This window comes from Tamlana crocina, from assembly GCF_012037625.1.
The window spans coordinates 235,210-247,861 of sequence record NZ_JAAVJS010000001.1 but is presented as its reverse complement, the minus strand read 5'-3'; the positions used below and the strand labels follow the sequence as shown (position 1 = coordinate 247,861).

The window sequence follows — 12,652 nt, the reverse complement described above, 5'->3', positions numbered from 1 at the left end:
TTTACAGTTTAAAAAGCTCTCTTTTAACTCATTAAAAAAAAGAACCTTCTCGATGTAAATATAAGATTATTCTATAGACTAGAACGAAAGAATTTTCCTTTGCGTATTTAAGCCGAAGATTTACTGCTCTTTCTTCTTTAAAACCTCGAAAATATTGCGCAAGTCTTTTTTGTAAGGCAAATGATCGGCACGTCCTTTTTTGAAAATATCGTTGCTGTTACCTTGGCCCTTTCTTAAGGCTTTTTGCTCTTCGTATGGCAGAGCATGAATCTCCTTGCAATTTGTAGAACAGCAATTGTTCATTTCTTCCTTACACTTATCGCACTGAATGAAAAGCAAATGGCAAGCTTCGTTGGCGCAATTGGTATGCACATCGAACGGCTCGCCGCACTGGTGGCACTGGGCAATAACATCGTCGCTAATCTTTTCGGCACGGCGCTCATCGAACACAAAGTTTTTACCTAAGAATTTATTTTCGAGCTGTTTTTCGTTTACTTGGCGGGCGTATTCAATAATGCCCCCTTCCAACTGAAACACATTCTTAAAACCTTTATGTTTAAAATAAGCACTGGCCTTTTCGCAACGGATGCCCCCGGTACAGTACATGACCAAGTTTTTATCTTCTTTGTGCTCTTTTAAGTCGTCTTCAATTATATCCAACGATTCGCGAAAGGTATCTACATCGGGCGTTATGGCATTTTTAAAATGGCCAATCTCACTTTCGTAGTGGTTTCGCATATCTACCAAAACGGTTTTTTCGTCTTCTATTAACTCGTTGAATTTTTCAGCACCTACGTGAACGCCTTTGTTGGTTACATCAAAAGTATTGTCGTCAAGTCCGTCGGCCACAATTTTATGGCGCACCTTCACTTTTAGTTTTAAAAACGACATGTTATCTTGCTCTATGGCTATGTTTAAACGAATGTCCTTTAAAAAGTCAATGGTATCCAAATGGGCTTTAAACTCGTTGAACCTATCGGCAGGTAACGACAATTGGCCATTAATACCTTCGGTGGCTACATAAATACGGCCCAGAACATCTAGTTTGTCCCAGACAATAAATAATTGGTCTCTAAATTCTTGAGGATTTTCAATTTTGGCGTACTGATAGAAAGACAATGTTAATCGGTCCTTTCCGGCCTTTTCGATTAACTCGGCTCTTTCCTTTGCGCTTAACTTATTGTACAGTTGCATGCTATACTAATTTTTAAGGTTAAAGCTGCACAAGTGCAGGTTGTAATTATTTTAAAGCGCAAAAGTACAATTTTAAAGAGAAGTTTCCATTTAAGGGCACAAAAAAAGCACTCAAAGCCATTGTTTGGGTGCTTTTTTATTGAGTTTGAGCTAGTCTACTTTCAAAACTCGTTTGGTAAATTTGATAGCAAAATTTTTCCTCTTTCCCTAAAGATGCGTAATATCTTGAAAGGTTGCGTAATAAAATTCGCTTTTTGATTTTTTATGTTGAAAACTATTATTGCGATATGCTAAAAGATGTAGTACTTTAGCCTTCGGAATTTAAGAAAAAAATATTGAAATGAGCAGTGAAAAAGACGCTAAACTAAAAGCACTAAAACTTACTTTAGATAAATTAGACAAAGCCTACGGAAAAGGCACCGTAATGAAAATGAGCGATGCCGCCGTGCAGGATGTTGATGCCATTCCGTCGGGGTCGTTAGGTCTGGACATTGCCTTGGGCGTTGGTGGTTACCCTCGCGGACGTGTTATTGAAATTTACGGTCCGGAATCTTCGGGTAAAACCACCTTAACCTTGCACGCCATTGCCGAAGCCCAAAAAGCCGGAGGTATTGCTGCATTTATTGATGCCGAGCATGCTTTCGACCGTTTTTATGCTGAAAAATTGGGCGTTGATATTGAAAACCTCATCATATCGCAACCCGATAATGGTGAACAAGCTTTAGAAATCGCCGATAACTTAATCCGTTCGGGTGCTATTGATATTGTAGTGGTCGATTCGGTTGCCGCATTAACACCAAAAAGTGAGATTGAAGGCGAAATGGGCGACTCTAAAATGGGGCTTCATGCACGTTTAATGTCGCAAGCCCTAAGAAAGCTTACCGCGTCTATTAGCAAAACACATTGTACCGTTATCTTCATCAACCAATTGCGTGAAAAAATTGGTGTAATGTTCGGTAACCCTGAAACAACAACGGGTGGTAATGCCTTAAAATTCTATGCGTCTGTTCGATTGGATATCCGTCGTTCTACACAAATTAAGGAAACCAATGGTGATGTGGCCGGAAACAAAACCCGCGTTAAAGTGGTTAAAAATAAAGTAGCCCCACCATTTAAAACCGCCGAATTCGATATTATGTACGGTGAAGGTGTGAGTAAAGTGGGTGAAATTTTAGATTTGGCCGTAGATTACGAAATCGTAAAGAAAAGCGGTTCGTGGTTCAGTTACGACGAAACCAAACTTGGCCAAGGGCGCGATGCCGTAAAATCGCTTATAAAAGACAATCCGGAGCTTATGGACGAGCTCGAAGAAAAGGTTAGAAAAGCCGTTTCTGGAAAAGAATAATTTCTACAAGCCACGAATTCACGAGTAATTTTCCTTTAATGCATTATTAGTGAATTCGTGGCAAACCAACCCTTACCTTTCTACAAAAATCATTCTGATTTAATCTATCGGAGCCCCACCCCCAGACACACAAACCGTTAAACTTAAAACATTTACAACAAAAAAGTAGATTTTTTACGCAACCTTTTACTCATTTGGGCGTCTACATAGTGCAAACATGTATTTAACCCTAAATTTATTTGCTATGAAAAAATTTGCTTTACTTTGTTTAGCACTCGTGCTGTTCGTTTCCTGTAGCATTAATGACGATGGCACTAGCTACAGTTTTGAGGTGTTACCAGTTGAAAGCGTAGATATTCCTGATGAATTTGTAATGGGAGAAACCTACCCCATCACCGTTTCATATTTCAGGCCTTCTACCTGCCATGGTTTTAAGGAGTTTTACTACCAAAAGGAAAATAACCAACGTACGGTAGCTCCCATAAACTATGTGTTTGAAAACAGCGACTGCGAAACACTTGAAGATGTGCTCACCGAGGCCACCTTTAATTTTATAGTAACCAGCAATGGTTCCTATGTCTTTAAATTTTGGCAAGGCAAAGACGAAAACGACGAATCTCAGTATTTAACCATCGAGGTACCGGTTGTTGAGTAAAAAATCTTTTAATTAATACATGTTTAATTTGAGTTTAGATCGACTCATAGAAAATTGTAAAACCCAAAGTACTCAAGCACAGAGCGAACTTTACAAATTGTATTCCAATAAGTTGTTCGCTGTATGTTTGAAGTATTCTAGGAATTATGCCGAGGCGGAAGACAATCTGCAGGACGCATTTTTAACCATTTTCGAAAAAATTGAACAGTATAAAAACAAAGGTTCTTTTGAAGGCTGGATAAAACGAATTACGGTAAATACCGTTTTGCAACGCTACCGTAACGAGAAGGTTTTCGATATTATTAATGAGGAAAGCATTGAGGCGGTTGAGGTTGAAGTTGATGAAGACAGCGTTTCAATGGACTATTTATTGCGGATTATCCAAGAATTGCCAGACCGCTACCGATTGGTTTTTAACCTTTATGTACTGGACGGCTATTCGCATAAAGAGATTGCAAAAATGCTAGACATATCTGTGGGCACATCCAAATCGAATTTGGCACGTGCCCGGCAGATTTTAAAACAAAACATTGAAAACAGTAAACACCCCCAAAGCAAAGTTACGGGGCATTATTAAAAGTTAAGATCATTATATGGCGAAAGCCCAACATAATAACCAACCTCGATTATCGAGTGAAACAACATCTCGTTTATAATTAATATAATGAGTGAAAAAAAGCACATAGATCGCGTTTTTCAGGAAAGCTTTAAAGATTTTGAAGCCCAGCCCAGCGATGCCGTTTGGCAGAACATTGAGGCGCAACTGAATGGAAAAAAGAAAAAGCGACGCATTATCCCAATTTGGTGGCGCTATGCTGGTGCGGCGGCGCTATTACTGCTATTTTTAACTGTAGGCAACTTACTTTTTGAAGACACAAACCCTAATCCGTTAAACGGCACCGAAAATGTGGTTGATGACGATATCAAGAAAGTGCTTCCTACAATTGAAAACAGTGAGAGCATCTCGAACCAAAACAAAACAAGCACAACACCTGAAAACGAAACGTTGGTTAGTGGTAATGAGGCTTCGTCAGTAAGTGTTTCTGCTTCAAACACCAATGCAGTTGCAAAAACCTCTACCCCAAAAAATAATAAAAACAATCAAACAAACATTGCTTCAAATCAGGTTTCAGGCAAGCACATAGCCACTATACAAACCAATAAGGATAATACGACCGTTAAGCTTTCCGAAGATAAAAAGGCAAACACTACACCCTACGGAAATAATGATAGCAATCCAACTTTAGCGTCTTCAAACAATAATGGTTCTACGCTTTCGAATAAAGAAAACGCCCAAAACAGCGTTAATACTGCTTCTGAAAAAAACAACACTGCAGTAGCTAAAACCGAAAACAAGGAACAAAATGATGCACTTTCCATTGAAGAAGCCATCGATAAAAACAAAGACCTTTTGGAAAACGAAATCTCCAACCAACAAAACCGTTGGAGTATTGCGCCCAATGCCGCTCCGGTTTACTTTAACACCCTTGGTGAAGGCTCGTCTATCGACCCGCAATTTAACAACAATTCCAAAACCGGCGAAGTAAATATGAGTTACGGTATTTCGGCCAGTTATGCCGTAAACAAAAAATTAAAAATACGCTCTGGGGTCAATAAAGTGAATCTGGGATACAATACTAACGATATTGTTGTATACCAATCGGTTGGCCTGAGCTCTAATAGCAATGCCTTACAAAACGTGAACTCTGGCGGAGCTTCAGCCGGTTATTCGGTTGTGAGCTCGAAAGCTTTAAATGCTAAAGATTTACCGCAAACATTACTTACTTCAAACACCACTATAAATCAGGCCTTTGGCTATATTGAAGTGCCTTTGGAGGTGCAATACACGTTATCGGACAAAAAATTTGGAGTCAACGTTATTGGCGGTTTTAGCTCGTTCTTTCTAGATAACAACGAAGTGTATTCGCGCGCTGAAAACGGACCGATGGTTTTTTTGGGCGAGGCTAGAAACATTAATAAAGTGAGCTATAGCGCCAACTTAGGGCTCGGCTTAAATTATCAGATTTCGAAAACATTCGACTTGAATTTAGAGCCCATGTTTAAATATCAATTCAACACCTTCAATAACACCTCTGGTAATTTTACACCATTCTTTATTGGTGTTTACACTGGGTTTGCTATAAAATTTTAATTTTTGGTTAGATGTGGGTAGGTATCATTTTAACAGATGATTGCTAAGCCTTCAAAAAAACTGCTCGTCCCCAGAGCAGTTTTTTTTTATACATTCTTATTAAACTCCTGTAGTTGCCGGTGGATAATTCCTCGAGCTTTTTCGTTTAGCGCCTTGGTGTTTTCAATGGTAAGCCCTTCCGTAGATAAAAATTTATGGATTTTTACGCGCATCCTGCCGGGGCTACCACTAAAAAAAGTGTACGAAAATCGTTTTTTATTATCGGCAAACGTTATGGGCACAACAGGTATTTGGTGGTTAATGGCCAGCCTAAAAGCACCATCTTTAAATTCATCTAACAAGATATGCTTTTCCGGCACACCACCTTCGGGAAAAATACAGATACTCAGCCCCGATTTGAGTCGGCGTTGGGCACGCAAAAAAACGGCCTGTCTGCTTTTTGGCGAAGAGCGGTCTACCATAATACAAGTGCGTTTATAAAAGAAACCAAACAGGGGAATTTTAGCCAATTCCTTCTTGCCAACAAACACAAAGGGGTTTTTAACCGAAACCAGCATCAACATAATATCGGCCATTGAGGTGTGGTTGGCTATAAACATGTAGCTTTTACCTTTTTCGGGCGTTTGGTTACGCTCAATTTTATAAACGAAGCCCATTCCTGTTAATATAAATCTGGCCCAAAATCTAGCCAACCTAAAAAAGAATGGATACCACGATTCCTTCAAAATGGAAATTAAAAGCACTGGAAACAATGCAATAATGGGCAATGCCACTAAAATGTAAAACCAAATGCGGTAAAGTGTCCAGAAAATGTATTTGAAAACTTTCATCGAACCCAAAAATACACAATTGTATTGAGCAATTCTATTAAAAAAATTACCTTTGCCAAACATCAAAATTGAGATTAACATTAATAAGATTCCCACTGGAGTTTATCTTGAGCGGAGTCGAAAGATGAGGATATGGCAAGGATACTTACAGGAATACAAAGTACAGGAATACCACATTTAGGCAATATTTTAGGCGCGATTATGCCCGCAATAAAAATGGCTAACGACCAAAATAACGAGTCGTTTTTTTTTATTGCCAATATGCACACCCTAACGCAAATTAAAGATGCAGAAACACTGCGCCTTAACACTTATGCTGTGGCTGCTACTTGGCTGGCTTTTGGTTTGGATTTTGAAAAAACCGTGTTTTACAGGCAAAGCGATATTCCGCAAGTTACTGAGCTGTCGTGGTATTTAAGCTGTTTTTTTCCGTACCAACGTCTAACCTTGGCGCATAGTTTTAAGGACAAGGCCGATCGATTGGAAGATGTTAATTCAGGCCTGTTCACCTACCCCATGCTTATGGCTGCCGATATTTTGGCTTACGATGCCGAATTTGTTCCTGTTGGAAAGGACCAGTTACAGCATTTGGAAATGACGCGCGATGTAGCTTCGCGTTTCCACTCTAAAATGGGCGAAACTTTTGTGCTTCCAGAAGCCAAAATACAGGAAAACACCAAATTGGTTCCCGGCATAGACGGCGAAAAAATGAGCAAAAGCCGTAACAATACCATCAATATTTTCTTGGCCGACAAAAAGTTGAGAAAACAAATTATGGGCATCCAAACTGATAGCACACCTCTTGAAGAACCTAAAGATTGGAAAACTTGTAACTGTTTCGCCATTTATAGTCTATTGGCCAACGACGACCAAATTTCAACCATGAAAGCCAACTACGAAAATGGCAACTATGGTTACGGTCATGCCAAGCAAGCTTTATTTGAATTGATTGTTGAAAAATTTGCCACAGAACGCGAACGCTATAACCACTACATGAACAACCTCAACGAAGTGGATGACGCTTTAGCCATTGGTGCTGAAAAAGCAAAGTTGGTAGCTAATGATGTGTTGAAACGTGTTCGGGAGAAGGTTGGGTATTAGTTGGGTTCTGCAATCCACATATCGAAATAGTAAAATTCTGGGTCTGGTTCATCTTCATCATATCCGTGTTCCAGACCTGAGCCAATCTTGATATAATCTTTTGTTAATACAGCGATATCTAGATTAATAGACTTTCCTTCTAAAGTTATTAAGGGTTTTGATTTAAATTTAGGTAATCTTTCCCCATATATAGTACTCATTTCTTTAAACCAATAGGTTTGAGACTCTTTACGACTACCCACCCTTAAACTAGGGTAAAATTTCAAATCTCTTACAACGTAAACCTTTGTTGTATATTTTAAATCTTCTTGTATCTGTTTTATCTTGTTATTAATCTCCACAAACTGTTGGTTTATTTCGCCAAGATTTTTAACTGATTCACCTTCTTTTACCTCTAAGGAATCCACAAGACTTTCATAATTACGAAGTTTTGTTGTTAATATATCAATCCGTGCATTTTGTTTTTCAAGTTTTTCTGAAAAGTCTTTATCAATATTCTCAGTAATATTATTGTAGCTATTGAAACCTAAAAACCCAACGAGAAATATTAATATTGCAGAAACAGCCTTTAAAAGATTAATATTATACTTTAACTCGAAGTACCTTTCATCTGGGAGTCCTTTTTTTCTCTTCCCTATGTTTTTAAATATTTTCCAAAGAAAAAACACATCTGATATTATCAATACAAGAATGATAATTAACATGATAGAAATAAAAGCATTCATAAAGTCTGTTTTGAAAGAAGAAAAGTACAATAAAATTATGAGATTCCTGCTTCCGCAGGAATTTTAAACCACCTCGAACATTTTTCCGGGTAACGGGCGCACCACGCCTTTCAGTTCCATATTGAGCAGTACGCTGGCGACTTTAAAAATGGGGATTTGGCAATTGATGGCAATCATATCCAATTGTTCCTTTTCGTTTTCCTTTAGGAAATTGTAAATGGTTTTTTCGGTGTCGTCTAACTCTACAAACAACTGCTTTTGCACGCCTGGTTTTTCTTTGCCTTCCAATTCCCAATTTAAAATATATGGAATATCAGCAGGCACCGTTAGCATATGCGCCTTTTGCTGCTTTATTAAATTGTTACAGCCGGTGCTTTGGCTGTCGGTTGTTCTTCCGGGAACGGCAAACACTTCGCGGTTGTAACTATTGGCTATATCGGCAGTGACCAAACTTCCGCCTTTTTCGGCCGATTCAATAACAATAGTCGCCTCACTTAACCCAGCGATAACCCGATTGCGCTTTAAAAAATTGTTACGGTCAAACTTATCGGTGCTCCAAAAATCGGTAAAAAAGCCACCGTTCTTCTCCACCTCAACCATGTATTTTTTGTGCACTTTAGGATAGATTTGATTCAAGCCATGAGCCAAACACCCAATGGTCTGCAAATTATTTTTCATCGCAGCTTTGTGGGCGGTAATATCGGTTCCGTAAGCAAACCCAGAAACTATTATAGGATTATAAGGCACCAACTGTTCTATTAAACTTTCGCAAAAAGCGATACCACTAGTGGTAATTTTCCGAGTACCAACAATGCTAATGATACGCTGATTTTGCACGTCGATATTCCCCGCCTGAAACAGTAAAATTGGTCCGTCGATGCAATGTTTCAGTCTTTCGGGATAATCACTTTCCTGAAAATATAATACTTTAATACGGTTAGATTTTATAAATTCTAATTCCAGCTCGGCTTCCTTTAAATGATGGGTTTTAAACAAATCGCTCACCGTTACGCTTCCAATGCCATCTATTTTTAGCAAATTTTGCTTCTTTTCCTTTAAAACGGCTTCGGCAGAGCCACAATGTGCAATCAGTCGTTTTGCGGTAATGTCGCCAATATTGGGTACATGTTGCAGGGCCAAAGTGTAAAGCAGGTCGTTTTCGGTCATTCTATCTGATTGATTTTTAGTCTAAAATAAAAGAATTTTTAGTCTGTTAATAAATACTTCCACTTAAATTTTAAGCAAAAACATAATTTTTTAACTTTGTTTACATGCAACTAGAAACCTACATTAGCGACTTACTATATAGATATGAATGCGTTACCATTCCAGAGTTTGGCGCATTTTTAACACAAAGAGTATCGGCAACGATTGACGAAGACTCCCATACGTTTTATGCTCCTAAAAAAGTGCTTTCTTTTAATGAGCAAATCCAGAAAAACGACGGGCTTTTGGCCAATTATATTGCCGAGGTTGAAAAAATACCTTTTGAAACCGCCAATAAAAAAATTGAAAAACGTGTAAGGCTTTTAAAATCTTACTTAACGCAAGGCGAAACCCTGACATTCAAAAATATTGGCGATTTGGTTTTTAATCAGGAAGGAAAAATTCTTTTCGAGCCAACATACGAGTTGAACTACCTTACCGATTCGTTTGGGCTATCGCAATTTGAAGTGCCTTCTATTGCTCGTGAAGAACACAAAGAAGTAGTTGAAGACATCGAAAAAGTAATTCCTATTGGTGTTACCCCAGAAAAACGCAAAGCCAAGCCGTATTTAAAGTACGCCGCCGTGGCTTTAATTGCATTAACGCTTGGTGGTATGGCTGCTTCGAACTTTTATGTGAATAAAATTGAGCAGCATAACCAAATGGCCCAAGAGGAAGCCACAAAGCAGTTGGACACTAAAATACAGCAAGCTACCTTTAGTTTAAATCCGTTGCCTGCCGCAACACTAAACGTTACCAAGCAAACCGGAAACTACCACATTGTGGCCGGTGCTTTTAGGGTTGAGGAAAATTGCGACAAAAGGGTAAAACAACTTAAAAAATTAGGCTATAACGCCCGAAAAATTGGCGTGAACAAATACGGACTGCACCAAGTGGTTTACGGAAGCTACGAAACAGGTAAAGAAGCCTTAACTGCTGTTAGAGATATTAGAAAATCGCACAACAAAGACGCTTGGATTTTAGTTAAAAAACTGGATTAAATTTGTTGATGTTCATATAATTTTAAAAGCAGGAAGCGCATGTCGTTTTCTGCTTTTTTGTTTTAAATAAACCCACATTAAAAAAAGTCTATCTCGTAAAATTTCGGTGCTGAGTTGCGGTAAAGTAATCCTTAAAAATACGATTTATATTTTCGTTCTCATTACACGCCCGAATGCCTAACATGGGGTAGAGATCTATAATGGCTTTTGAAAGTGCTTTTACCGAATTTGAAGCTTCATTATGTATTTTGGCCACCCACTTTTCTGAAAAGGCACCTCCAGAATTAATAGTTTCTTCAATTTGAAACACAAACTTATTTAATGCACTATCCGCTGCAGCGATGGTATTTTCCAAATCCTTCAATAGTGCTGTATGCGACTGGACAGTTTTGGCTTCATTACAGAAACCATCGGCCATTCCAATATAATTTACCCAAAGGGTTAAATCGGCAAATACCGAAAAGTCAATTTTAAAAATAGGCGCATCATGATACACTTCGTTGTACAAAAAACTATAATTACTATGCACCCATTTTTCTTTTATCTTAAACGAATGGGTAGCCGTAGCTTTAAGCCCCATGGCGTTCCAATCTGGTATGATTTTAACATTGTCTTTATCCAACACAAAAGAGCGCACCACATCCATTCCTTCTTCATTTTTCAGAACTCTTCCATTTTCAAGAATTTTGGCATTCAGGGTAAAATGCGATAAATGCGGAGCGCCCGTAGCATATTTCCAAGTTCCTGAAATGATATAGCCTTCGCCCTGTTTTTCAGCCGTACCAAAAACACCGCCACTGCCACCAAAACATACGGGTTTTTCAGAATTCAAAAAAATGGCATCGGTAACCTCTTTTTTTAAATTTCCGAAGAAAAAATTAGCGCCGCTGCACAAGGTTACCGTCCACCCCAAACTGCCATCGGTTTCAGCTAGTTTACGGAGTTTCTGCAAACCTTCAGCTAAAGCACACTCCAATCCACCATGCGTTTTGGGTAACCAGATATTCCAAAGTTTGTTTTCAGCAATCCAATTCAAGGTTTCTTCAGAAAACACCTCTTTACCAAGACACAATTCACTAAGCCCTTGCATGTTCTTCCTGTGTTTTATTATCGAGAATATGTTTCCACTTAAAATATCCGGACACGGCCACAATGAACAAAAATGTGGTCAATCCCGCATAAACGTATAATTCTTTATAAATAAGTAGGGGCACCGATATAAAGTTACTAATGTTTAAATACACCCAGTTTTCAATTTTCCGTTTGGCCATGAGCCACATGCCAGCCCAAGCGAAAGCCACAACAATGGCATCCCAAATGGGCACATCAGAGTCGGTATGCTGGCTTAACCAATAGGCCATCAGTGAAAAACAGCCTACTACAACACCCAATGCAATACCATGTTCTTTCGTGCTGGAATATGAAATGGGCGCTTCGGTATTCTGCTTGCCCAATTTCCAATAAAACCAACCGTAAATACTCATCACCAAGTAGTAAAGGTTGAGCAAAATATCGGCATATAATTTCGATTTGTAAAGCACCCAAAGACTAATTAAAATGGAAACAATACCAAACAGGTAGTTATTGATATTGTTTTTTCTGGCCAAAAGCACCTGTACCACACCAAAGGATGTGCCTATCCACTGTAATAAAGTTAGCTGGGAGAATAAATCGGTCATCATTGAATTTCCATAGATTTTAAAAACAGGCCGATGACACTTTGGCGTAAATACAACCGATGTATTTTTTTTGAAAAATCCCTACGTTGGCATTATCCAAATCAGGTATAGAACATATGCTCTTGGGTATCATCTCAGCCCTAAATTAGAGCACCCCATTTTGGTTGCAAAGTTAGGTAAACCTATCTAAATGATTCTGCTAAAACATTAAAACCTTTATCTTTGCAGCATCATTAAATTCGACTTCATGCAAGCCAAAACACCTAAAGAATCGCTTACTATTTTAACCGATATGGTTTTGCCCGGCGAAACCAACCCATTGAACAATTTGTTTGGTGGTGAACTTTTAGCCCGTATGGACCGCGCTGCCAGTATTGCTGCCCGACGCCATAGCCGCCGTATTGTGGTTACGGCTTCGGTAAACCATGTGGCATTTAGCCGCGCAGTGCCTTTGGGAAGTGTGGTAACGGTTGAGGCCAAAGTATCCCGTGCTTTTAAAACCTCTATTGAAGTATTTATTGATGTTTGGATTGAAGACCGTGAATCGGGCAAAAAAACCAAAGCCAACGAGGGCATTTATACCTTCGTTGCGGTTGATGAAACCGGAAGACCCATTGCCGTGCCCGAATTGGTACCAGAAACCGATTTGGAAAAAGAACGCTTTGCCGCTGCTTTGCGAAGAAAACAATTGAGTTTATTATTGGCGGGAAAAATGAAGCCTAATGAGGCTAGTGAGTTGAAAGCGCTATTTGAATAGGACGTTT

At 38.9% G+C, this 12,652-nt stretch carries 13 protein-coding genes and 1 riboswitch; of the genes, 7 read left to right on the top strand and 6 right to left on the bottom strand.

All coding sequences use genetic code 11. The features are described 5' to 3' along the window. Positions 1 to 120: 120 nt before the first annotated feature. On the bottom strand, positions 121 to 1,194 hold the full coding sequence (gene trhO / locus HC176_RS01145; protein WP_167916344.1) for an oxygen-dependent tRNA uridine(34) hydroxylase TrhO: 1,074 nt from the start codon (positions 1,192 to 1,194) through the stop codon (positions 121 to 123). A 340-nt stretch (positions 1,195 to 1,534) separates the two neighbouring features. Between trhO and recA the strand changes: the two genes are divergently transcribed. The 4 genes from recA to HC176_RS01125 all read left to right on the top strand — a co-directional run bounded on the left by recA (position 1,535) and on the right by HC176_RS01125 (position 5,346). Next, positions 1,535 to 2,539, top strand: a complete 1,005-nt coding sequence (recA, locus tag HC176_RS01140) for a recombinase RecA (RefSeq protein WP_167916343.1) — start codon at positions 1,535 to 1,537, stop codon at positions 2,537 to 2,539. Positions 2,540 to 2,783: 244 nt separating this feature from the next. Next, positions 2,784 to 3,194 carry a hypothetical protein gene (locus HC176_RS01135; RefSeq protein ID WP_167916342.1) on the top strand — a complete coding sequence of 137 codons (411 nt, stop codon included), beginning with the start codon at positions 2,784 to 2,786 and terminating at the stop codon, positions 3,192 to 3,194. 28 nt (positions 3,195 to 3,222) lie between these two features. Continuing rightward, positions 3,223 to 3,771, top strand: a complete 549-nt coding sequence (locus HC176_RS01130; protein ID WP_167916341.1) for an RNA polymerase sigma factor — start codon at positions 3,223 to 3,225, stop codon at positions 3,769 to 3,771. Between the two features lie 87 nt (positions 3,772 to 3,858). Beyond that, positions 3,859 to 5,346, top strand: coding sequence for a hypothetical protein (locus HC176_RS01125; RefSeq protein ID WP_167916340.1), 1,488 nt, complete (start codon positions 3,859 to 3,861; stop codon positions 5,344 to 5,346). Positions 5,347 to 5,432: 86 nt separating this feature from the next. On the opposite strand, the gene HC176_RS01120 is transcribed toward HC176_RS01125, so the two are convergent. Further along, positions 5,433 to 6,176 carry a lysophospholipid acyltransferase family protein gene (locus HC176_RS01120; RefSeq protein ID WP_167916339.1) on the bottom strand — a complete coding sequence of 248 codons (744 nt, stop codon included), beginning with the start codon at positions 6,174 to 6,176 and terminating at the stop codon, positions 5,433 to 5,435. Between the two features lie 132 nt (positions 6,177 to 6,308). On the opposite strand from HC176_RS01120, the gene trpS reads away from it, so the two are divergent. Beyond that, positions 6,309 to 7,277, top strand: coding sequence for a tryptophan--tRNA ligase (gene trpS, locus HC176_RS01115; protein ID WP_167916338.1), 969 nt, complete (start codon positions 6,309 to 6,311; stop codon positions 7,275 to 7,277). Here trpS and HC176_RS01110 read toward each other — a convergent pair. Next, positions 7,274 to 8,002 (bottom strand): hypothetical protein, encoded by a 729-nt coding sequence (locus tag HC176_RS01110; RefSeq protein WP_167916337.1) that lies wholly within the window; start codon positions 8,000 to 8,002, stop codon positions 7,274 to 7,276. The two genes, trpS and HC176_RS01110, sit on opposite strands and share 4 nt — an antisense overlap. A 63-nt stretch (positions 8,003 to 8,065) precedes the next feature. Further along, entirely contained in the window at positions 8,066 to 9,169 is a 1,104-nt protein-coding gene (dprA, locus tag HC176_RS01105) for a DNA-processing protein DprA (RefSeq protein ID WP_167916336.1), read from the bottom strand. Between the two features lie 104 nt (positions 9,170 to 9,273). On the opposite strand from dprA, the gene HC176_RS01100 reads away from it, so the two are divergent. Next, the gene (locus HC176_RS01100) at positions 9,274 to 10,209 is read left to right on the top strand and encodes an HU domain-containing protein (RefSeq protein ID WP_167916335.1); all 936 of its coding nucleotides are present in this window, start codon (positions 9,274 to 9,276) and stop codon (positions 10,207 to 10,209) included. Positions 10,210 to 10,297: 88 nt separating this feature from the next. Here the strand turns inward: HC176_RS01100 and HC176_RS01095 are convergent, their stop codons facing one another. Together HC176_RS01095 and pnuC are read right to left on the bottom strand one after the other, a co-directional pair. After that, positions 10,298 to 11,299, bottom strand: coding sequence for an acyl-CoA dehydrogenase family protein (locus HC176_RS01095; protein WP_167916334.1), 1,002 nt, complete (start codon positions 11,297 to 11,299; stop codon positions 10,298 to 10,300). Continuing rightward, positions 11,286 to 11,891 (bottom strand): nicotinamide riboside transporter PnuC, encoded by a 606-nt coding sequence (gene pnuC / locus HC176_RS01090; protein WP_167916333.1) that lies wholly within the window; start codon positions 11,889 to 11,891, stop codon positions 11,286 to 11,288. The genes HC176_RS01095 and pnuC overlap by 14 nt, the downstream gene beginning before the upstream one ends. 58 nt (positions 11,892 to 11,949) lie before the next feature. Continuing rightward, a riboswitch (TPP riboswitch) is annotated at positions 11,950 to 12,056 on the bottom strand. A gap of 79 nt (positions 12,057 to 12,135) precedes the next feature. Between pnuC and HC176_RS01085 the strand changes: the two genes are divergently transcribed. Further along, positions 12,136 to 12,645 (top strand): acyl-CoA thioesterase, encoded by a 510-nt coding sequence (locus HC176_RS01085; RefSeq protein ID WP_167916332.1) that lies wholly within the window; start codon positions 12,136 to 12,138, stop codon positions 12,643 to 12,645. Positions 12,646 to 12,652 lie beyond the last annotated feature (7 nt).